The following is a 19,739-nucleotide window of genomic DNA, read 5'->3' as shown; positions in this document are numbered from 1 at the left end:
AAGGGTCGGAACAATAGATGATTCGTCGGCATCTGAGAGTTATTGCAGCCGAAACATTCTCACTGCCCGAGACTCGTCGGATTATTCGACGGGCATCGGTTGGTCGCTGTGGATGCGCTAGGTTGACGGCACCGAGAGCCGGCGAAGGGACGTAGGTGGATCTGGACGACGTCGACGAGCGCCTCGTCCGCGCCCTGCAGGAGGACGGGCGAGCCTCCTACGAGGCGCTGGCCAAACTGGTCGGGCTGGCGCGCTCGACCACCAAGGCCAGGGTGCGGCGGCTGATCGACGACTGCGGCCTGCGCCTGATCGCCGCCATCCACCCCGCCGCGCTCGGCCTCAATCAGCTCGGGCACGTCATCGTCGAGGTCGACGGCCCGGCCGGACCGGTGGCCGAGCGGCTGGCCGAGCTCGCCGAGACGTCGTTCGTCACCACGACGGCTGGTCGCTTCGCGGTGACCGCGGAGCTGCGCACCAAGGATCTCGCGACGTTTTCCGAGGGGCTGGCCAAGGTGCAGGCCGTGCCCGGGGTGCGTTCGGTCCAGGCGATGACGTTCCTGCAGATCTGGAAGGACCCCTACTTCCCGCCCGGCCCGCTGGAGAGCCCCGGCCCGCTCGGCGACATCGACCTCGATTCCTCCGACCACGCGTTGCTCGAGCACCTGCGGATCGACGGGCGCGCGTCGTTCGCCGACCTGGCGAGCGTCAGCGGCCTCTCGCCGGGTGCGACGCGGGCGCGGGTGCTGCGGCTGCTGGAGGCCGGGGTGGTGCACGTCGGCGCCCTCGTGCGGCTCAACCAGCTCAGCCGCATCCATACGATCGGCTTCGCCCTGACGCTCAGCGGCGAGACCGCACCGGTGGCCCGCGAGGTGGCCGGTTTCGAGGAGGTCGACTGCTTCGCGACCGGCATCGGCTGGTGCAACGGCATCGGCACCATCCGCGCGACCACCTACGACAGCGTGTTCGCGACCCTGGAGCGTCTGCGGGACCTGCCGGGCGTGCGCTCGGTCGAGTCGTGGAGTCACCTGCGCGCGATCAAGGAGGAGCACGACCTCGCCCGGCCGCTCACGTGCGCGCCGTCGGAGTGACGTGAGCCGAGACCGGCGTGTCTGCCGTCTGGGTCGTTGTGTCTGCCGTCTGGGTCGTTGTGTCTGCCGCCTGGGTCGCCGTGTTTGCGTCCTGTGTCGTTGTGTTTGCCGGCCACGGTGCCGGATGGCGCGGGCCGGCACGGTGACGCGAGCAGCAGACACGGTGACGGGAACGGCAGACACGGCTACCGGAACGGCAGACACGGCTACCGGAGCCGCACACACGGTGACGGGCACGGCAGACACACGCGCCGCAGGGGTCAGCCGATCGACTCCGTCGCCGTGAACGCGGGTACCACGCTTTCGTAGATGCGGTAGGTGTCGGTAGCGACGCGGTCCCACGAGTACCGGCAGCGGGCGCGGTCGGCGCCGGCGATGCCGAACGCGTCGCACATCGCCTTGTCCGACAGCAGCCTGCGCACGGCGCTCGCCACGGCCTCCGGTCGCTTCGGTGGCACCAGCATCCCGGTGACACCGTCCACGACCGTGTCGGTCAGGCCGCCGACCGCGGAGGCCACCACGGGCACACCGCACGCCATGGCCTCCAGCGGCACGATCCCGAACGGCTCGTACCACGGCGTGCACACCACCACGTCGGCCGACCGGATCAGCGCAGGCATGTCGTCGCGCGCCACCTGGCCGCGGAAGTCCACGCGGTCGGCCACGCCGAGGTCCTCGGCGACGGCTCGCAGCCGGCACGCCTCGGCGTCCTCGGCGAGCCGTCCCTGCTGTGGGCCGCCGGCGATCACGAGTTCGGTGTCGGGCAGCGATCGCAATGCCGCGATGGCCACGTCGAAGCCCTTGCGCGGCACCAGCCTGCCGACCGCGAGCAGCCGGTGCCTGCCGGAGCGCGGAGCGCTCTCGCCGTGCGGGGTGAACCGCGTCAGGTCCACACCGCACGGCACCACGGACATTCGCGAGCGCGGCAGCCCCATCCGCACGAGCTCGAACACCTCGTCGGTACACGTGGCGGCCACCCGCGCGGCGCTGCGCCCGACGATCCGCTCGAGCCGGATCCGCTCGGGCGGGCTCGTGTCCTGGGTGCCCTGGTAACGCCGCTTCACCACACCGAGCGCGTGAAAGGTCTGCACCAACGGGATGTCCACTTCGCGTGCGGCCAGGGCGGCGGCGAGCCCGGACATCCAGAAGTGCCCGTGCGCGACGTCGGGCCGCTGAAACCGCCACTCCTGTTCGAGAAACCGGGCGAACTCGCCCATGTAGGGCAGCAGCTCGTCCTTCGGGACGTGCCGTGCCGGACCGGCGGGGACGTGGACGACGCGATAACCGCCGGGGGTGGTGACCTCCCTGGGCTGGTCCCCGGACTCGTGTCGCGTGTAGACGGTCACGTCGTGACCCGCGCGCACCAATCCCGCGGAGAGCTCGGCGACATGGACGTTCTGCCCGCCCGCGTCGACCTCGCCCAGTGCCGCCAGTGGATTGGCGTGCTCGGAGACCATCGCGATCTTCACGTTTCCTCCCGGTAGCGATCAGGACAGCACGCGCTCGAGCAGCACGTCCCAGTTGCGCAGGAACGCGTCGAGTCCGTAACGGGCCAGCGCGTGCTCCCGCGCCGACTTGCCCATGTGGACGGCCAGTTCGGGGTCGTCGAGCAATCGCCTCACCCCCTCCGCCAGCGCCGTGACGTCGGTGGACACGAACCCGGCTTCCGGCGGTACCGCCGCCGTGGCCTCGGTGGTCGCCAGCGCAACCACCGGCATGCCCAGCTGCATCGCCTCGATGAGCGACAGCCCGAGCGACGTCCAGCGGGCCGTGTGCACGTAGACCCGGCGCCGGGCCATCTCCCGGTGCAGTTTTTCCTGGCCGAGGTCGCCGACGGGTGTCACGCCCTCCAGGTCGAGGCCGTCGAGTCCCATGCCGTACAGGTCGATCGGAGCGGTCCGGGCGAAGACGGGCAACAGGTCGGTGCCGACGATCCGGTTCCGGCGCACCGGTTCGTTGATGAGCACGGCGGCGCGCCGCAGCTCGCCGGTGTAGCGGTAGCCGGGGTCGACGATGCCGTGCTGGATCACCGCGGTGGGCGCGATCCCGTTGTCCCACATCAGTTCGTTGAACGGCGTGACGTGGACGAGCAGGATGTCGTCGCGGTCGGCCAGCGGATGCCGGGTCGTCGCGGCGTGCTCACGCGGGGTGTTGTGCTCGACGTACACGGCGGCAACGTCCACACCGGGGCGCCTGCCGAGCCAGCGCTCGGTGAGTTCGAGCTCTTCCGGGCGTTGCAGCACGACCGCGTCGACGTCCTCGTCCCGCAGCCGGTCGGCCGGGACCTCGACGGCGGATTCCGGCCAGTCTCGGCCGCAACGGCCCCGGCCCCATTCGCCGCCACCGTCCACAGTGGGTAACAGATAGGTGTGCCCGCCCTGGACGAACGCCGTGCTCCAGGAGCCATGAACGTGCCACACGAGCAACCTCATGGCCAGTAGTTGCCCGCGTGTCACGAGTACTAAACAGGACGCTGAAGGCAGCAGTTCAGCGGGTGCGCTCGCCCTCCCGGTCCTCGCGGAACCGCACCAGGCTCATCCCCAGCCCGATCAGTGCCGTGGCGGCGTAGAGAAAGACGTTGCCCGCCTGGACGTTGGCCAGGTCGCCGAGCCGGTCGAGCAGCGTGCCGAACACGCTGTACGCGGTGAGCCCGAGGAAGCCGAAGAACAGACCCCAGCCGTACGCCTTCGCCGTGGCAGCCGAGCGCGCAGTGACCACGCCGACCACGCCGACCACGCCGACCGCGGTGTGCACCACGTTCAGCAGTGTGCTGATGCCGACGATCCACACGGTCCGGCTCGCGTCGGGTCCCATGCCCTCGCCGGTGAAGAACCCGACGATGCCGAGCACGAGGTAGACCACGCCGACGACCGCGACCACGATCCGGGCCGTGGTCGCCGTGATCGTCAGGCCTCGCCGGGACACGGACGTCGAGGACGGTTCGGTCATACGTGCCGCCATTCGTCGTCGGTCAGTGCGGAGCTCCCCTGCGGTCCCATCTGGGACATGCCGCCGTCCACCACCCAGGAGGCACCCGTGACGTACCCGGCGGCCGGGGTGGCGAGGAACGCGACCACGGCCGCGACCTCGTGGGCGTGTCCTGGCCTGCGCAGCGGCACGCCGGGACGCGCCTCGGTGGTGGGGTCGGTGTTGTCCTGGCCAGTCATGGGGGTGGAGATCTCGCCGGGCGCCACGGAGTTCACGGTGATGCCGTACTCGGCCAGCTCCAGCGCCAGCACCTTGGTCAGCCCCCCGAGCCCCGCCTTGGCCACGCAGTACGGCGCCGCGCCGACCTTCGGGTAGTGCTCGTGCACGCTGGTGATGTTGATGATCCGGCCGCCGCGGCCCGCGTCGATCATGCGGCGGGCCGCCCGCTGCGCGCACAGGAACGCGCCGTCGAGGTCGACGGACACGACCTGGCGCCACGACTCGAAGTCGAGGTCGACGACCGGCGTCTTCTCCCCGGTGCCCGCACAGTTGACCAGGACGTCCACCGAGCCGAGCTCGTCGGCGAGGTCGTCGACGACGGCGGCCTGCGCGGGGAGGTCACGCAGGTCGAGCCTGCGGACGGCCGCGCCGGCGCCCCGGTCCTTCACTTCCTGCGCGGTGTCGCGGGCGCCGGCCTCGTCGGTGTTGTAGGTGATGCCGACGTCGAGGCCACCGCTGGCGAGCGCCACGGCGACCGCGCGGCCGATGCCGGAGTCCGATCCGGTGACGATCGCGGTCCGGGGCCAGTCGGACGCCGACCGGGGCAGTGGAGAGCGGTACACGGGGCTGACACCTCCACAAGTCCGATTCGCCGATCGGCTACCCGGGGCTACGGCGGGCAAACGACTTCGCGAACTCGATGTGCACGACGCGGTCGATGCTGCGTTGCCGGTCGTGTTCGTAGCGATACGCCGTGAACGAGTCGGTGACCGTGGTGAGCACCCGCCAGCCGTGGGCGAGCTCGCCGGGCAGCTCGCCGGCCACCGTGGTCGTGGAGACGATGGCCTGCAACCTGCCGAACGCCATCGCGCAGCGGCAGTGCAGGATGGCACCGGGTGCCGAATACCGGGTGAGGATCTCCGCCGCCTCGTCGACGGCCAGCACGACGTCGGTGACCTCGTCGCGGGTGAAGCCCTCGACCCGGCAGAAGCTGTGGGCCATCGCCCGGACCATCGGCAGGTGCTTCGCCTCGGCCGGAATCCGCAACTCGACGGGTCCCGACGAGCCCGGACCCCACCAGTGAGCCAGTTCGTGTCGGTGCATCGTGCCGTCTGAATACCCGGTAGTAGCCGCCCGACACCCTCCGCTGGCGATCACCCGATGTTTGTCGATTGGCGACCGCGGGCAAACCCTTGCGCAGCGTCGAGCGCGGCACCGCACGGGATGGAGGTAGCCATGGTCTACGACGATCACCGCGATGTCACAACGGACGAACGCTCGGTGGCGCAGCTGGTCAACGACCTCTCGGCGCAGACCAGCAGGCTTGTCCGGGACGAGATGAAGCTCGCCGTCGCGGAAATGCAGAGCAAGGGCAAACATTACGGCGTGGGCGCCGGACTCGGCGGTGCCGCCGCCGTGCTCGCGTGGTTCGGCCTGGGCGCGCTGGTCGCGGCCGCGGTGCTCGCGCTGGCGCTGGTGCTGCCCGGATGGGCGGCCGCGCTCATTGTCGGAGTCGCGCTGCTGCTGGTGGCCGGAATCCTCGCCCTGGCCGGGAAGAAGCAGGTGGAGCAGGGGAGCCCGCCTGTGCCGAGGGAGGCCACGGAGAGCGTGCGCGCCGACGTCGCCAGCGTGAGGGAGTCGATGCGCCGATGAACAAACGCGAGGACGAGACCTTCCCGACGAACCCGGAAGAGGCGCGGCTGGACATCGAGCTCACCCGCAAGGAACTGGGGGAGACCGCGCAGGCGCTCGCGCACAAGCTGAACATCCCGGCGCGAGCCCGCGAGTCCGCACAACATCGCGCCGAGGTGGCGCGCACGCAGCTGCGGCAGCGCACCACCGCGGTGAGGTCGCAACTTCAGCAGCGGACGACCCAGGCGAGGTCGCAGCTGCACGACGGGAGCGTCCGGGTACGGGCGTCCGTGGAGAAGAACCCGAAGCCGGCCGTGGTCGCCGGGGCGCTCGCCGTCCTCGCCCTCGGCGGCCTGATCCTGTGGAGAGTCAAGCGATGAAAGCCCTCTACAAACCGTTGAGCCTGCTCGTCGGAACAGCGGGCGGCATGCTGGCAAGCACCGTGTTCGCCCAGGTCTGGAAGCGCGTCAGCGGTCGGCCGGACGCTCCCAACGCGACCGACCGCAAGTACGCGATGTGGCAGGTCGTGGTGGCCGCGGCCGTGCAGGGCGCGATCTTCGGCGCCGTCAAGGCCGCGGTCGACCGGGCGGGCGCGGCGGGCTACGAGAAGGCCACCGGCGCCTGGCCTGGCGACGAGTAGTCCGATGTGGCTGTTGAGACCTCCCGGGGTGTATCGCCCCCAGGAGGACACTTTTCTGCTCGCGGGCGCCATCCGTACCGCCTCGCTTCCCCGGGGTGCCCGGGTGCTCGACGTGTGCACCGGCACCGGCGCGCTGGCTCTGGCGGCCGCGCGGGCAGGGGCGGGCGAGGTGACGGCGATCGACCTCTCCCGCCGGGCGCTGTTCGCGACGTGGTTCAACGCGCGCATCCGGCGGCTGCCGGTCACGGTGCGTCGCGGTGACGTCACCCGGTGCGCACTGGGCCGATTCGACGTGGTGATCGCGAATCCGCCGTACGTGCCGAGCGAGCGCGACCTGGTGCCCAAATGGGACGGCGGCGCGGACGGCCGTTCCGTCCTTGATCCACTGTGTACGATGGCGCCCGATCTGCTGACCGACCAGGGGTTTCTGCTGCTGGTGCAGTCGGAACTGAGCGGTGTGGACGAGAGCATCGCGGCGCTGAGGCGATCGGGGCTGAAGACGTCGATCGTGGCCCGGCAGCGCATTCCGTTCGGTCCGGTGCTGCGCGGCCGCGTGGACTTCCTGCGGGAGCGCGGTCTGCTCGACCCGGGCCGGAAGGACGAGGAATTGGTGGTGATCCGTGCAGACCGCACCGAATCCCGGGAATGAGCCGCGCCGGGTGACCGTCGTGCCGGGCGGACCGATCCTCGTCGAGGGTCCCGTCGAACTCCGGCTCGACGACGGGCGGACAGTGGTGTCCGACCGGTTCCAGGTGGCCGTGTGCGCGTGCCGCCGTAGCCGCGTTTACCCGTTCTGCGACGCGAGCCACCGCAAGCGGCGGTGAGCTGTTACTCGCGACTGTTGCCCGTTGCGCCGTTGCCCGCTGCTGTTGCTCGCGGGGCCGGCAATGCTGCCTTGGTGGTCGGCGTGCATCGCAGCCGCATGGCGTAGCACTGGCTCATGGCCACGTCTCGCGGGCGCCGGGTCGAGGAGTACCCGCGGGAAGCCGTGCCCGGGGTTGTCAGGACCGGTAGGTGTGGCCGGTGGGGGTGGTGATGTGCAGGCTTTCGGTGTCGGTGAGGTGGAATCGCCAGCCGGGGGTGTGTTTGGTGCGGGTGGTTCAGCTACGCCGACCGGGCCGGACGGCCCGGGACGATGGGCGTCGAGCGCACCGGCGGCGAACCGGCAGCGGCCCCGCGTGCGGGGTGGCGGGCGGGGGCGACCGTGCTTGCGGCCGCCCAGCACCGGGACCCACCAATCGACCAGCACCCGTGGCTCGGTAGCCGGGCAGAGCCCGTGGGTTCGCCAATCGAGCAGCACCGGTGAGGCCGTCATCCGCTCAGAACCCATGGGGGCGGGGGCTGACCGAGACTCCTGGCCTGCTGGCCGGCAGAACCCGTGGGCCGCGGGCTGATCAGAACCCGTGGGACCCGCCAGCCGTCAGGGCCATCGCGGGGCCGCCTGCCGATCAACACCGCTGGCCCCGGCGCCCCTACCGAGCGTCAGGCGCACCTCAATCGAGCGGCAGGCGCAGTGCCGACTCGCCCGCCTCCCAGCGGCGCAGGACGTAGTCGGCGAGGTGGTCCTCCACGACACCCGTGGCCTTGATGCCGAACACCACGTCGGCGGCGAGTCCCGGCTCGTGCTCGAGCAGGTCGCCGATGACCTCGCGGCGCATCACCTGCTCGTGCACGGCGTCGGCCTCGACGTGCTCGGCGAAGAAGTGCACGCACCGCTCGTCGGCATCGAGCCTGCGCAGCGCCTCGGCCATGCGCCGCGCGCTCGGGGCCGTGGTGATCTCGGCCGCCGCGAAATGTCCCACGAGCGCGCCACGGCGTCCCCGGTGCAGGCTGAACATCGACATGAGGTTCACGGGCGCGAACGCTTGCGCGGGCGCGTGCTCGACGTAGTGCAGGTAGCCCGAGTCCAGGCCGGCGCCGTCGAGGAGGTCGGCGTAGAGCCGCGAGTGCATCCGCTCGAACCGGCCGCCGCCGTACTCGTCGAACTCCACTGCCACGAGCGCCGCCTTGGCCTGCCCGCGCAGCCGCGGGATCGCGAACGCGTGCGGGTCGGCCTCCTTGAGGTGGTAGATCGAACGCAGCACCAGGTACTCGCGCATGTGCTCCCAGGTGCCGTGGTCGCGCAGCCAGTGCGACAGCCCGTTGCCGTCAACCGGCTCGACGAGCAGCTCGTCCAGCGCGGCCTCGACGTCGGCCACGGTGTCGCCCCCGTTGACCTCGGCCCGCAGCCCGGCCAGGAACTGGCGCTCCAGCGCGTCCCGCGTCCGCAGCAGGTCGGGCTGCCACTCCCACTCCGGGTCGACACCGTCGAAGCCGCGGTAATGCAGCTCGTAGCACAGCTGCAAGGCCAGGTGGAGATCGTCGCCGAACGGGTCCGCCTTGCCCGCGTGCGCCGGCAGGCTCGGCGGCATGCGCGGGTCGCTGCGGAGCGCGGTCACGATGACCTCGGAGAACGGGCCGCGTGGCAGGGGAAGCACTGCCACGTCACGTGTCGTCGTCTGCACGGACACCGGTTACCCGGACGGCGCCGCGCGCACACGTCGGCACGTGCCGCACCGGTCAGCGCAGCGGGTGCAGCGCTGCCAACTCGGGTCGCGGTACGCCGGTCGCGATGGTCTCCGCCAGCAGCAGACCGGTCGCCGGTCCCTGCGTGACGCCCCACATGCCGTGCCCGCCCGCGACGTGGACGCGCGGCGAGAGCGTGGGGCCGATCAGCGGCAGGCCGTCGGCGGTGCACGGCCGCGCCCCGACCCACTCGTCGGCGCGCGACGCCCAGTCGATCCCCCGCACCAACGGGCGCGCCGCGTGCACGATGCTCGCGATCCGGCTGCGGCTCAGCGGCGCGTCGGCGGGGCGGAACTCCATCATCCCGGACACGCGCAGCCGCTCGCCGAGCGGCGTGAACACCACCTTCTCGGCGGGGAAGTACACCGGCCCCGGCGGCATCCGCTCGGGCACCACGCTGAAGCTGTAGCCGCGACCGGCCTGGACCCGCCTGTGCACGCCGAACGGCCGGGCGAGCCGGTCGAGCGACGCGCCCGGCGCCAGCACTACCGCGTCGGCGCGGACGGCGTCGCCGGCGCGCATCCGCAGCTCGACACCCGTACCCGTGTCGTGCACGCTCCTGACCTCGGCACCTTCCTCGATCCGGACGCCCGCCCGCCGCACCGCAGCCCCCAGCGCCCCGACGTAGCGGCCCGGATCGATGTAGCGCTGCCCGTGCACCTGCAACGCATAGCCGACCTCCTCGGACAGCAGCGGCACGGCCTCCCGCGCCGCGGCGCCGTCCAGCAGCTCGAACTCGACCGGCTGCCCCGCCGCGTGGACGTGCCGCAGCTCGTCCACGATGGACTCTCGTTGCTCCGGGGCGCGGGTGGCGATCAGGCACGGCTCCATCGGCTCGCTGGTCACCCCCTCCGCCGCCAGCGCCGCGTGCGCGTCGAGTGCCGCGCGGTTGAGCGGTGTCAGGGCGGCCAGCGAGGCCTGCCAGTGTCGCCGCGTGCTGTGCCGCGCGAGGCTCGTCAGGAACGGCACGAGCCGGGGATCGGGCGGTACGTACAGCGGCGCCGACGGGGTCATGAACCCGGACAACCCGGCCCGCAGCGTCGCCGGCTCCGGCAGCGGAACGGCGAGGGCGGGGGAGAGCCAGCCCGCGTTGCCCCACGACGCGCCCGAGGCCACCTGGCGACGTTCGAGCACCGTCACCGCGACGTCGTGCCTGCGCAGGAAATGCGCGGTGGACAGGCCGACGATGCCGGCCCCGACCACCACGACGTGCCCCGGCGGGCGGTAGGCGTCCGTCATGCCCGCCGAGCCTAATCGCTGCGCCCGCCGCGCACCGGCACGTATTCTCGGGGCCGTGCCGATCGCCCCCGAACACGTGCGGGAGTTCGAGGACGCGCGTCCCCGCCTGTTCGCCATCGCCTACCGGATGCTGGGTTCGGCCGGCGACGCCGAGGACGCGGTGCAGGACACGTTCCTGCGCTGGAGCACCGCCGACCACGCCGAGGTGCGCACCCCCGCCGCCTGGCTGACGAAGGTCCTGACCAACCTGTGCCTGACCCGGCTGGTGTCCGCCCGGGTACGCCGGGAGCGCTACGTCGGCCCGTGGCTGCCCGAACCCGTCGCCACCGCCGACGACACGCTCGGCCCGCTCGACACCGCCGAGCGGCGCGAGTCGGTGTCCATGGCGATGCTCGTGCTCCTGGAACGGCTCACGCCGCCGGAGCGGGCGGTGTTCGTGCTGCGGGAGGCGTTCGGCTACCGCCACACCGAGATCGCCGGCATCCTCGACCTCACCGAGGCCCACTGCCAGCAGCTCTACCGGCGCGCGCGGCAACGCGTGGACGCCGGGCGGCCGCGGTTCCTGCCGTCGGCCGAGGAGCGGCTGCGCATCACCCAGCGGTTCCTGGAGGCTGCGCGTGGTGGTGACCTGGAAGGGCTGCGGCAGCTCCTGGCCGACGACGTCGTGTCGTGGGCCGACGGCGGAGGCAAGACGACGGCTGCGCGCAAGCCGGTCGTCGGCGGCGACAAGGTCGCGCGGTACCTGGGCTGGATGAGCCGCGACATCACGGGCCTGGCGGTCCGCGTCCTGGAGGTCAACGGCCAGCCGGGCATCGTCGCGACCGTGGACGGCGCCGTGGTGCTCACCGCGCTGCTCGACATCGCCGACGGCAAGATCGTCGCCCTGCACCTGGTCGCCAACCCCGACAAGCTCGCCTTCCTCGCCACTCAGCTGTGAGCGACGCCACGCCGGAAGCTGTCAGCTCCGGCGCACCCGACCGGTTCAGGCGGTGAGTGACATCGACATGGGAAGACATGGGAAGGAGACGGTCGTGACTCATCGCATCGTGGTGCTCGGTGGTGGCTACGCGGGGATGGCGGTGGCCAACCGGGTCGCACGCAGGGTCGAGGGAGCCGACGTGGTGGTCGTCAACGAGCGGGAGCGGTTCGTCGAACGCGTGCGGCTGCACCAGGTGGCCGCCGGGCAGGAGGCCGCCGAGTACCCACTCGCCAACCGGCTCCGCAACGGCGCGCGGCTGGTCGTGGGGCGGGCGCGTGGACTGGACCTCGACGGGCACGAGATCGACCTCGGTCACGAGCGCCTGCGGTACGACACCCTCGTCTACGCGCTGGGCAGCCGGGCGGCGCAGGCTCCGGACGAGGCGCTCACGCTGGCGACGTGGGAGGCCGCGCAGGACGCGGCGAAGCGGGTCGCGGACCTCGCGGCCGAACGCGGGGTGCTCGCCGTCGTCGGGGGCGGGCTGACCGGTATCGAGGCGGCGACGGAGTTCGCCGAGAGTCACCCGGGGTTGCGGGTGCGGATGGTGAGCGAGGCCGATCCCGGTGCGTGGCTCTCCCCGCGTGGGCAGGCGCACGTGCGACGGGTGTTCGACCGGCTGGGCATCGAGGTCGTCGCCGGTGCTCCGGTGTCCGACGTGCGAGACGGTGCCGTGGTGCTCGCCGGTGGCCGGACCGTCGGGGCGGGTCTCGTGGTGGCGTGCACCGGGTTCACGGTGCCCGGACTGGCGCGCGACGCCGGCCTCACGGTGGACGGTGGCGGCCGCGTCCGCGTGGACGCGACGTTGCGCTCGGTGTCGCATCCGGACGTCTATGCGGTGGGCGACGCCGCGGTCGTGACCATGCCGAGCGGGCAGGAGCTCCGGATGGCGTGCGCCACGGGGCTGCCGATGGCCACGGTCGCGGGCAATGCCATCGCGGCGCGACTGACCGGACGCGAGCCCGGGCGGTTGCGCTTCCGGTTCTTCAACCAGTGCGTCAGCCTGGGCAGGCGGGACGGTCTCATCCAGTTCGTCGCCGCCGACGACAGTCCACACCGGATGGTGCTGACCGGGCGGGCGGCCGCGCGTTACAAGGAGGCCGTCGTGCGAGGCGCGCTGTGGTTCACGGCGAACGCGGGCCCGTACCGGCCGGTCCGGCGGCGGCCTGTGGCGGCCTGAGCCGGCTCAGCAGAACGCCCACCACCACGGGCAGTCGTCCTCCGGCTCGGTCGTCGTGGTGGTCGGAGCCGGTGTGGTCGGTGCCGGTGTGCTCGGCACCGGGGCTGACGGCGGGTCCGGTGGTTGGTCCGACGGCGTCACCGGGTCCTCGGGCGGCACGGTGCTGGTGCTCGCGCCGTCGGTCGTCGTCGGGACGCCGGTGGTGGTCGGCGCCGTGGTGGTGGGGGCGGGCGTCGACGTGCCGGGAGGATCGGCACGGCCGGAACCGGTCCGCGTGGCCGGCGGGCCGCCGCTCGGGCTCGTGGTGACCGGCGCCGCGCTGCCGGGTGAGTGAGTCGGTGGCCCGATCACCATGGCGTCGTCGGGATCGGGCTGCCGCGGCTGTGGCCCGGTCACGCTCACCGCGAACGCCGCCACACCGCAGCCGACCACCACGGCACCCATCACGGCGACCAGCCGCAGGCGCGACCGCGGCGGCGGTGGTACCCGGTCGGTCCTGCCGTCGGACAACCGCGTCACCGAAACGTCGTCGGACACCGGAGCGAGCCTTTCGGGCGGGAAGGTCGGCGAAGCGGTAGTACCTTAGAGCGTGTCTCGTTTGGATCTTGGTTGGGTTGCGGGCATGATCTTGGTTCGTGGTTGATGAGTTGTCGCGGCGGTTGGTGCCTGATGAGCTGTGGGCACTGGTCGAACCGCTGGTCCCTGCGCATCAGGTTCGTCCGCAGGGAGGCGGACGGTCGCGCGTGGATGATCGTGCTGTGTTCACCGCGATCGTGTTCGTGCTGACAAGCGGGTGCGCTTGGCGACACCTGCCACCCAGCTTCGGAGTGAAGGTCCCGACCGCGCATCGTCGCTTCACCGAGTGGACGAAAGCCGGATTATGGCGCAGGTTGCATCGCGCGGTACTCGATGAACTCGGCAGCCAGGGAATGATCGACTGGTCCCGCGCGGTCCTGGACGGAGCCTCCGTCAGGGCCAAAAGGGGGGATCTCTGACCGGTCCCAGTCCTGTGGACCGCGGGAAACCCGGCTCGAAGATCCATGCACTGTCCGACCGGGCGGGACTGCCGCTGGCGGTCGCGATCTCGGCCGCGAACACCAACGACGCGCACGCCCTCAAACCGCTGATTCTGGCCATCCCCGCCGTGAACTCCCGGCGGGGGCCCCGCCGGCGCAAGCCGGACAAGCTCCACGCCGACAAAGCCTACGACCAGGCCGAACTCCGAGACTGGGTACGCAAGCAAGGAATCACCGTGCGCATCGCCCGCAAAGGCATCGAATCCAGCCAGAAACTCGGCAAGCACCGCTGGGTCATCGAACGATGTATCGCGTGGCTGTTCGGATACCGACGATTGACCATACGCTACGAGCGCTACGCCAACCACTTCTGCGCCTTCCTCACTCTCGCCGCAGCCCTCACCTGCTTCAAGAAACTCGCGAAATGAGACATGCTCTTAGCCTTCGCAGCCTTCGCAGCCTCCGCGGCGGCGCGGGTTGTCCGGAGATCACGCCCGGCGCCGTGGAGACCGCGCCGGTGCGGCGCCGTCTACGTCCTACGTCCAGCCCGCGCTGTGGTCCGGGGGCGGCTGCCGGGTTCGCGGTCGGTGCGGCGACCCGCTGGATCGGCGACGGAACCGTGGGCGTGCTGGCTCGGCTGGCCCACACCGAACCCGGCGACGACGCCGCCGCGATCAGGTGACTGTCCGTCCACAGTAGACGTCAGTTTCGGAGCCCGCCGGCGGGGGTACGCCAGCCTCGGGAGGTGACCGTCATGGCGACCAGGACGACATCCGAGCGTGTCCGCGAGGCGCTGTCCGCCGCGGACTTCCCGGCGGACAAGGACCAACTGGTTCACTGTGCCGAACAGGCGCGGGCGGACGGCGACACGATCAAGGCGCTCGGCGCGATGCCCGCGGAGACCTACGACAACCTCGGCGAGGTGCTGCAGTCCGTGCCGCTGGAGCAGGGCCAGGACCCGGCCGACGAGGCGGCACAGCGTCGGACGCACGACAAGCCCGGCCTCGCTCAGAGCGAAAAGGACGTTCCCGGCAATCCGATCGTCGACGAGCTCGGCGAGAACCGCGGAAGTTGAGCTACGCCACAAAATCGGTGAACGGGGGGTGAACGCGGTTAGTCCCCCGGATCGCGGGTAGTTCTCTGGTACGAGTCACCCACCCCATCCAGAGGACCCCTGTCATGGACGTACCCGGCACTCCAGACGAGGACAACAACCCCACCGTGTTGGCCGCCCGCGCCGAGGAAGCCGCCCGCTTGCTGTACGAGCAGACGTCCGTAGGGGCGGAGCAGGACGGCGCGGACGGCCACCCCGCGATCCACGAGGTACTCGGATCGCTGAAGCTGCTGGCCGAGAACCTGGCCCGGTACCTGCCCGAATTGAGTACGTGGCTGGAACATCAGCTGTGGGCAGGACAGCTCGGCGACGACGAGGACATGTCCTACGACGAACTCACCAAGTCGACCTTCGAGGTCGCCGCCGCGCTGGCGCGAGCCCATCGCATGAGCGCCCAGCTCGGCCGCGAACTGCAGGCGGCTCAGACGGCGAGCCGCGACCTCATCAAGCAGTAGTTCCTGCCTGCCTTCGCAGAAATGCCCTGCGCGAATCCGGGCACGAGCCCACCGACCGTGCCCGGCTTTCGCGCTCTCAGACCTGCGGTTCGGGCGGCTGCACGCTACGCGGCAGGGTCTCGCCTTCCGCCCGCAACACGTCGTTGGTCTCGCGCTGTTGCTCGATCGCCTCGATGAGCTCCTGCTTGCTCATGTGCTGGACCGTGGGAATCCCTTCGTGCAAGGCGATGTCGCCGAGCTCGGCCATGCTCATTTCCTGCAGGCTCGGCGTGTCCTGTGGAGTGTCGGCGTCGGTCATGGTTCCTCCTGCGGGGTTCGGGGGTATCCGCTCAGGTTTCGCCGCCCACGCCGGACGCCAGCTCGCCGAGCCGTCCGCCGGGCCGGCGGGAGCGCAGTCGTGGCGTCGCCATCCCGCTCTGCTCGCGCAGCCCGGTGAGGAACTCGCCGATCGCGTCGGCGGCGGTGTAGCGCGGTGTCCACGCGAGATCGGTCTTGGCGCGCATGGTGTCCATCAACGGAAGCCGCACGACCGCGTCGAACAGCTCCGCCGAGGCGGGCACCGCGCGCAGTTGCCAGGCGGCGGCAAGCGCCGGCCGGACGGCCCAGCGCGGCACGGGCACCGTGCGGGCGCCGAGCAGCTCCGCGAGCAGTGCCGCGTCCACCACCGGCTCGGCCGCGATGTTGAACGGCCCCCGCACCGGGTTCAGCGTGGCGAGCCGGAACGCCTCGCCGACATCGGCGGAATGCACGGCCTGCACCCGCAGCCCCGGGATGTCGGGCACCACGGGCACCAACCCGGGCCGAATGAGACCGGTGGGCAGCAGGGGACCCGCGAAGATCCGGCGCTGCTCCGAGGCCGCCTCCCGCTTGAACACGAACGCGGGCCGGATCCGCACGATCCGCGTCTGCGGGTTCGAGCGGCCGAACGCGTCCAGGAACCGTTCCAGGTAGGACTTCTCCCGCGTGTAGGCGGCACTCGGCCAGCCGTGGGTCGGCCAGTGTTCGTCGACGGTGCGGTCCTTCGGACCCGGCGAGTACGCGCCGACCGACGACGAGTACAGCAGCGCGGGTACCTCACACCGGGCAACCGCTTCGAACACCCGGATGGCGCCGAGCACGTTGACCCGCCAGGTCGTGACGGGGTCGCGGGTGGGCTGAAACGCCCACGCCAGGTGGATCACCACATCGGCGCCCGTGAGCACGCGGTCCAGTTCCGCCTCCGCGGCCTGCGTGAGGTCGAGCGTCTCCATGTGCAGTTTCGGGGTCGACCACTCCGGCGCCCGGCGCGCGACGCCGGTGATCGAGCCGATCCGCGGGTCCTCGTCGAGCGCTTCGATGACGCTCGTGCCGAGGTTGCCGGTCGCGCCGGTGACGACCACCCGCAGGCCCGTGGTCATCACGAGCTCCGCTCCATCACGAGCGCGTTCAGGCGATCGAGTGCCTCGCCGATTCTCCGGTCGGCCTCCTCGCCGAGCTCACCTTCGGCGGCCTCGGGCTGTTCGCCCGCGAAGGTCAGGTGCATGGTCGCGAGGCTGCCGCCGGCGGGATCCGGCTCCAGCTGGAGCCAGCCGGTGTAGTTCTCGCCGTGGGTGCCGCCCCAGGTGAGCCTGCGCTGCTCGCGATCGACGTCGACGAAGCCGGTGGCGTCGCGCACCTCGCTTCCACTCGACACCCAGGCGTGCACGGTGTCGCGGCCCTCCGGCTGGAGGTCGACGCCCTCGGGGCTCCAGGCGTTCAGGTTGTCCGTGCCGCTCGCGACGTCGAAGACGAGTGCGGGGTCGGCGGAAATACGTCGCTGGTGTTCGAACTCGGCCATGCTCCTGAGATACCCAGGTGCAGCGGGCCTATTCGACCGCGTTAACGGCGAGCCTGTCGTCCGGTAACACTGGGGCACAGGCAGTAACGCACCGTATTTCCGAGTGAAACGGTCCGGCAATGCCGCGGGGATCTACTTCCAGTGTGGCACAACAGCAACGTTCCGTAGCCGTGATCGGTGGCGGCCAGGCCGGATTGTCGATGAGCTATTGCCTCACCGAGGCGGGCATCGACCACGTCGTCCTCGAGCGCGATCGACCCGGGCACGAATGGCGCGAGCGCCGGTGGGACTCGTTCTGCCTGGTCACGCCCAACTGGCAGTGCCGGCTTCCCGGCTTTCCCTACGACGGCGACGATCCGCACGGCTTCATGCTCCGGGACGAGGTGGTCGACTACCTCGAGCGGTATGCCGCGTCGTTCGACTGCCCGCTGATCGACGGTGTCGAGGTCACCCGGCTCCGGCAGGAGCACGGCGGCTTCACGGTGGAGACCGCCGAGGGCCAGATCCGGGCCGGGCAGGTCGTGCTGGCGACCGGGCCGTACCAGGTGCCGCTCGTGCCGCGCATGGCCGAACGGCTGCCCGAGCACATCCTGCAGATCCATTCCTCCGAGTACCGCAACCCCGCGCAGCTGCCCGACGGGGAGGTGCTCGTCGTGGGCACGGGCCAGTCGGGCTGCCAGATCGCCGAGGATTTGTTCCTCGCCGGGCGTACGGTCCACCTGGCCGTGGGCAGCGCCCCGCGGGTCGCCCGCTTCTACCGCGGCCGCGACGTCGTGGACTGGCTCGACGACATGGGCTACTACCGGCGCGGCATCGACGAGTTCGCCGACGCCGACGCGGTGCGCCTGCGTGCCAACCACTACGTCACCGGCCGCGACGGCGGCCGCGACATCGACCTCCGCGCGTTCGCACGCGACGGAATGCGGCTGCACGGACGGCTTTCCGGCGTCACCGGCGGCAGGCTGCGCTTTGCCGGCGACCTGCGGCACAACCTCGACAACGCCGACGCGGTGTCGGAAGGCATCAAGGACTCCATCGACTCCTATATCGCCGCCCGCGGCATCGATGCTCCCACCGAGCCGCGTTACACACCGGTGTGGCAACCGCCGGACGGGGAGTCCGAGCTCGCCGCCGACCGGCTCTCGGCGGTCGTGTGGAGCACCGGCTTCGGCCGCGACTACCGCTGGGTGCAGATCCCCGTGTTCGACGGGCGCGGCTACCCCGCCCACGAGCGCGGGGTCACCAGCTGCCCCGGGTTGTACTTCCTCGGCCTGCCCTGGCAGTACACGTGGGGCTCGGGCCGGTTCGGCGGAGTCGCCGACGACGCGGCGTACCTGGCGACGAAGATCGCCGAGTTCGCGGCGTCCGGCCGCTCACCGGACGTCCGCTGGATCGCCGGTACGCCGGAGAGCACCTACCCGGCCGACGAGTTCCTGCTCGTTCCGAGGACGGTGGCGTGATGCGGCTCGCGTGGCACTGCGACGCCCACCGGCACCTCGGCGTGCTGCCCGGCTTCCCGTTCTACGGCGGCCCGTCCGTGGCCCCCGCGACCGGTGCCAGGGCGACCATCGCCGAGCTCGTCGCCGACCTTGACGCCCAGGGTGTCGAGCGCGCGCTCGTGATCCCCAACTACGGCGTGCCCGACCCGGAGATCGCGTTCTCGTTCAACGAACTCTGCGTCGAGGCGACCACAGTGGACGACCGCATCCGCGCGGCGCTGTGGGTGTCGCCGCTGCCGCGGGACGCCGAGCGCACCCGGGCGGCCTTTGCCCTCGCAGGCGAACCCGGCGTGCGGGCACTGAAGCTGAGCTTCCTGCTCGGCGGCCGGCCGACCGATCCGGACTGCCGCCCGCTGCTGGACGAGATCTTCGCCGTCGCCCGCGCCCACGGCCTCGTGGTGCACGTGCACACCTCGCCCGGCGCGGCCTCCGACATCGACGAGGTCGGCAACCTCGTCGAGTGGTACGGCGACGAGGTCGCCGTGCACCTGGTCCACTTCGGAGGCGGAATGAGCGGCCACATCAAGCTCGCCGGTCACCGGTTCTTCGACTGGATCCAGGCGGGCAAGCAGGTCTACACGGACCTGTCGTGGGCCATCGGCTTCGCGCCGCGCTGGCTCGCCGAGGAGGTGTCCCGGCGGGGCATCGGCCACGACCGGATCCTGTTCGCCAGCGACGAGCCGTGGGGCGACCACGTGGGCGAGCACGCCCGGTTCACCGCCGCGGCCGGGGACGGCGAGCTCGCGGAGCTGGCGTTCCGCGGCACCTTCGACAAGCTCTACGGGTAATCCCGCCCGTGGTTTTCACCGCACAACCCCAAGGAGATGACGTGCCCGAGTTGACCGAGACCGAGCAGCAGAGCCTCAACGAGATCCCGCACCCCTCGCTGCCCGAGGGCTCCAACATCTACGGCGGCACCAAGGTCTTCCCCGACTACCAGGCCGAGCCCGGCCAGTCCTACTTCACGCTGGTGCACGGCATCGCGCACGAGTCGTCGGTGAGCTTCGTGGCGATCCTGCAGGCCACCCGCGCCCTGCGGAAGGGCTTCGAGTCGGCGATCTACTTCTACGGCCCCGGCTCGATGAACTGCATGGCCACGCGTGGTTTCCCGACCACGGGCAACTCCGCGTTCCCCGGTGAGCACAACATCAACGATCAGCTCAAGACGTTCATCAAGGAAGGCGGCAAGGTCTACTGCTGCCGGTTCGGCCTCTCGCTGCACGGTCTGCGCGAGGAGGACCTCATCGAGGGCGTCATCCCCACGCACCCGCTGGATGTGCAGGACGCGCTGATCCACTACGCCCGCAAGGGAGCCATCATCAACTCCACCTACATGTGGTGACGGAACCCGGCCTGCTCAGGCCCTCCACGT

26 protein-coding genes are annotated in these 19,739 nt (G+C 71.1%); 16 read left to right on the top strand and 10 right to left on the bottom strand.

What is annotated here, in order from left to right; genetic code table 11:
- Positions 1-155 precede the first annotated feature (155 nt).
- Complete coding sequence (locus tag ACFSZT_RS24425) at positions 156-1,088, top strand: Lrp/AsnC family transcriptional regulator (RefSeq protein ID WP_377385216.1); 933 nt, start codon at positions 156-158, stop codon at positions 1,086-1,088.
- A 260-nt stretch (positions 1,089-1,348) separates the two neighbouring features.
- Here ACFSZT_RS24425 and ACFSZT_RS24420 read toward each other — a convergent pair whose 3' ends face one another.
- The 5 genes from ACFSZT_RS24420 to ACFSZT_RS24400 are packed head-to-tail and all read right to left on the bottom strand — an operon-like array spanning position 1,349 to position 5,339.
- Positions 1,349-2,557, bottom strand: a complete 1,209-nt coding sequence (locus ACFSZT_RS24420; RefSeq protein ID WP_377385218.1) for a glycosyltransferase — start codon at positions 2,555-2,557, stop codon at positions 1,349-1,351.
- 18 nt (positions 2,558-2,575) lie between these two features.
- The gene (locus ACFSZT_RS24415) at positions 2,576-3,520 is read right to left on the bottom strand and encodes a glycosyltransferase (RefSeq protein ID WP_377385219.1); all 945 of its coding nucleotides are present in this window, start codon (positions 3,518-3,520) and stop codon (positions 2,576-2,578) included.
- A 55-nt stretch (positions 3,521-3,575) separates the two neighbouring features.
- Positions 3,576-4,037: a DUF4383 domain-containing protein gene (locus ACFSZT_RS24410; protein WP_377385221.1), complete on the bottom strand. Its 462-nt coding sequence runs from the start codon at positions 4,035-4,037 to the stop codon at positions 3,576-3,578.
- Positions 4,034-4,858 carry an SDR family oxidoreductase gene (locus ACFSZT_RS24405; protein WP_377385224.1) on the bottom strand — a complete coding sequence of 275 codons (825 nt, stop codon included), beginning with the start codon at positions 4,856-4,858 and terminating at the stop codon, positions 4,034-4,036. Before ACFSZT_RS24405 ends, ACFSZT_RS24410 begins: the two co-directional genes overlap by 4 nt.
- Positions 4,859-4,895: 37 nt before the next feature.
- Positions 4,896-5,339 (bottom strand): ATP-binding protein, encoded by a 444-nt coding sequence (locus tag ACFSZT_RS24400; RefSeq protein WP_377385225.1) that lies wholly within the window; start codon positions 5,337-5,339, stop codon positions 4,896-4,898.
- Positions 5,340-5,471: 132 nt separating this feature from the next.
- Between ACFSZT_RS24400 and ACFSZT_RS24395 the strand changes: the two genes are divergently transcribed.
- The 5 genes from ACFSZT_RS24395 to ACFSZT_RS24375 are packed head-to-tail and all read left to right on the top strand — an operon-like array spanning position 5,472 to position 7,331.
- Positions 5,472-5,888, top strand: a complete 417-nt coding sequence (locus ACFSZT_RS24395; protein WP_377385227.1) for a phage holin family protein — start codon at positions 5,472-5,474, stop codon at positions 5,886-5,888.
- Positions 5,885-6,247, top strand: a complete 363-nt coding sequence (locus tag ACFSZT_RS24390; RefSeq protein ID WP_377385228.1) for a DUF3618 domain-containing protein — start codon at positions 5,885-5,887, stop codon at positions 6,245-6,247. Before ACFSZT_RS24395 ends, ACFSZT_RS24390 begins: the two co-directional genes overlap by 4 nt.
- On the top strand, positions 6,244-6,507 hold the full coding sequence (locus tag ACFSZT_RS24385; protein ID WP_377385229.1) for a DUF4235 domain-containing protein: 264 nt from the start codon (positions 6,244-6,246) through the stop codon (positions 6,505-6,507). Before ACFSZT_RS24390 ends, ACFSZT_RS24385 begins: the two co-directional genes overlap by 4 nt.
- 4 nt (positions 6,508-6,511) lie before the next feature.
- Entirely contained in the window at positions 6,512-7,156 is a 645-nt protein-coding gene (locus ACFSZT_RS24380; RefSeq protein WP_377385231.1) for a HemK2/MTQ2 family protein methyltransferase, read from the top strand.
- A complete protein-coding gene (locus ACFSZT_RS24375; protein ID WP_377385232.1) occupies positions 7,128-7,331 on the top strand; it encodes a CDGSH iron-sulfur domain-containing protein in 204 nt (67 codons plus the stop codon). Before ACFSZT_RS24380 ends, ACFSZT_RS24375 begins: the two co-directional genes overlap by 29 nt.
- A gap of 669 nt (positions 7,332-8,000) precedes the next feature.
- On the opposite strand, the gene ACFSZT_RS24370 is transcribed toward ACFSZT_RS24375, so the two are convergent.
- Positions 8,001-8,990, bottom strand: coding sequence for an iron-containing redox enzyme family protein (locus tag ACFSZT_RS24370; RefSeq protein ID WP_377385234.1), 990 nt, complete (start codon positions 8,988-8,990; stop codon positions 8,001-8,003).
- A gap of 76 nt (positions 8,991-9,066) precedes the next feature.
- A complete protein-coding gene (locus tag ACFSZT_RS24365; protein ID WP_377385235.1) occupies positions 9,067-10,311 on the bottom strand; it encodes an NAD(P)/FAD-dependent oxidoreductase in 1,245 nt (414 codons plus the stop codon).
- A 61-nt stretch (positions 10,312-10,372) separates the two neighbouring features.
- Here ACFSZT_RS24365 and ACFSZT_RS24360 point away from each other — a divergent pair, with 61 nt between their 5' ends.
- The 7 genes from ACFSZT_RS24360 to ACFSZT_RS24330 all read left to right on the top strand — a co-directional run bounded on the left by ACFSZT_RS24360 (position 10,373) and on the right by ACFSZT_RS24330 (position 15,052).
- Entirely contained in the window at positions 10,373-11,248 is an 876-nt protein-coding gene (locus tag ACFSZT_RS24360) for an RNA polymerase sigma-70 factor (protein WP_377385271.1), read from the top strand.
- A 94-nt stretch (positions 11,249-11,342) separates the two neighbouring features.
- Positions 11,343-12,467, top strand: coding sequence for an NAD(P)/FAD-dependent oxidoreductase (locus tag ACFSZT_RS24355; protein ID WP_377385237.1), 1,125 nt, complete (start codon positions 11,343-11,345; stop codon positions 12,465-12,467).
- Between the two features lie 55 nt (positions 12,468-12,522).
- Positions 12,523-12,801 carry a hypothetical protein gene (locus ACFSZT_RS24350; protein ID WP_377478357.1) on the top strand — a complete coding sequence of 93 codons (279 nt, stop codon included), beginning with the start codon at positions 12,523-12,525 and terminating at the stop codon, positions 12,799-12,801.
- Between the two features lie 301 nt (positions 12,802-13,102).
- Positions 13,103-13,911 (top strand): IS5 family transposase gene (locus ACFSZT_RS24345; protein ID WP_377478151.1). Its coding sequence is split into 2 segments (ribosomal slippage): positions 13,103-13,445 and positions 13,445-13,911, totalling 810 coding nucleotides; the frame shifts between segments, so codons are not numbered across the junction.
- Between the two features lie 74 nt (positions 13,912-13,985).
- Positions 13,986-14,165, top strand: a complete 180-nt coding sequence (locus ACFSZT_RS24340) for a hypothetical protein (protein ID WP_377383514.1) — start codon at positions 13,986-13,988, stop codon at positions 14,163-14,165.
- Positions 14,166-14,237: 72 nt separating this feature from the next.
- Positions 14,238-14,558: a DUF2795 domain-containing protein gene (locus ACFSZT_RS24335; RefSeq protein WP_377383517.1), complete on the top strand. Its 321-nt coding sequence runs from the start codon at positions 14,238-14,240 to the stop codon at positions 14,556-14,558.
- A gap of 104 nt (positions 14,559-14,662) precedes the next feature.
- Positions 14,663-15,052, top strand: coding sequence for a hypothetical protein (locus tag ACFSZT_RS24330; protein ID WP_377383520.1), 390 nt, complete (start codon positions 14,663-14,665; stop codon positions 15,050-15,052).
- 76 nt (positions 15,053-15,128) lie between these two features.
- Here ACFSZT_RS24330 and ACFSZT_RS24325 read toward each other — a convergent pair whose 3' ends face one another.
- From ACFSZT_RS24325 to ACFSZT_RS24315, 3 genes are read right to left on the bottom strand one after another with little or no spacing between them, the layout of a single operon-like run.
- Positions 15,129-15,350: a Rho termination factor N-terminal domain-containing protein gene (locus tag ACFSZT_RS24325; RefSeq protein ID WP_377383523.1), complete on the bottom strand. Its 222-nt coding sequence runs from the start codon at positions 15,348-15,350 to the stop codon at positions 15,129-15,131.
- A 31-nt stretch (positions 15,351-15,381) separates the two neighbouring features.
- Entirely contained in the window at positions 15,382-16,449 is a 1,068-nt protein-coding gene (locus ACFSZT_RS24320; RefSeq protein ID WP_377383524.1) for an NAD-dependent epimerase/dehydratase family protein, read from the bottom strand.
- Positions 16,449-16,868 (bottom strand): SRPBCC family protein, encoded by a 420-nt coding sequence (locus ACFSZT_RS24315; RefSeq protein ID WP_377383527.1) that lies wholly within the window; start codon positions 16,866-16,868, stop codon positions 16,449-16,451. The genes ACFSZT_RS24320 and ACFSZT_RS24315 overlap by 1 nt, the downstream gene beginning before the upstream one ends.
- Positions 16,869-17,011: 143 nt before the next feature.
- Between ACFSZT_RS24315 and ACFSZT_RS24310 the strand changes: the two genes are divergently transcribed.
- Genes ACFSZT_RS24310 through ACFSZT_RS24300 form a run of 3 tightly spaced genes read left to right on the top strand, consistent with a single transcriptional unit; the run spans position 17,012 to position 19,709 of the window.
- Entirely contained in the window at positions 17,012-18,328 is a 1,317-nt protein-coding gene (locus ACFSZT_RS24310; RefSeq protein ID WP_449301419.1) for an MSMEG_0569 family flavin-dependent oxidoreductase, read from the top strand.
- Positions 18,328-19,155, top strand: coding sequence for an amidohydrolase family protein (locus tag ACFSZT_RS24305; protein ID WP_377383533.1), 828 nt, complete (start codon positions 18,328-18,330; stop codon positions 19,153-19,155). The genes ACFSZT_RS24310 and ACFSZT_RS24305 overlap by 1 nt, the downstream gene beginning before the upstream one ends.
- Before the next feature lie 41 nt (positions 19,156-19,196).
- Positions 19,197-19,709, top strand: coding sequence for an MSMEG_0572/Sll0783 family nitrogen starvation response protein (locus ACFSZT_RS24300; protein ID WP_377383536.1), 513 nt, complete (start codon positions 19,197-19,199; stop codon positions 19,707-19,709).
- The last annotated feature ends 30 nt before the right edge of the window (positions 19,710-19,739 follow it).

The organism is Prauserella oleivorans (assembly GCF_042685745.1).
GTDB classification, from domain to species: Bacteria; Actinomycetota; Actinomycetes; order Mycobacteriales; family Pseudonocardiaceae; genus Prauserella_A; species Prauserella_A oleivorans.
Note: the sequence above shows the minus strand (reverse complement) of the source record. Positions and strands in the feature narration are given on the sequence as shown.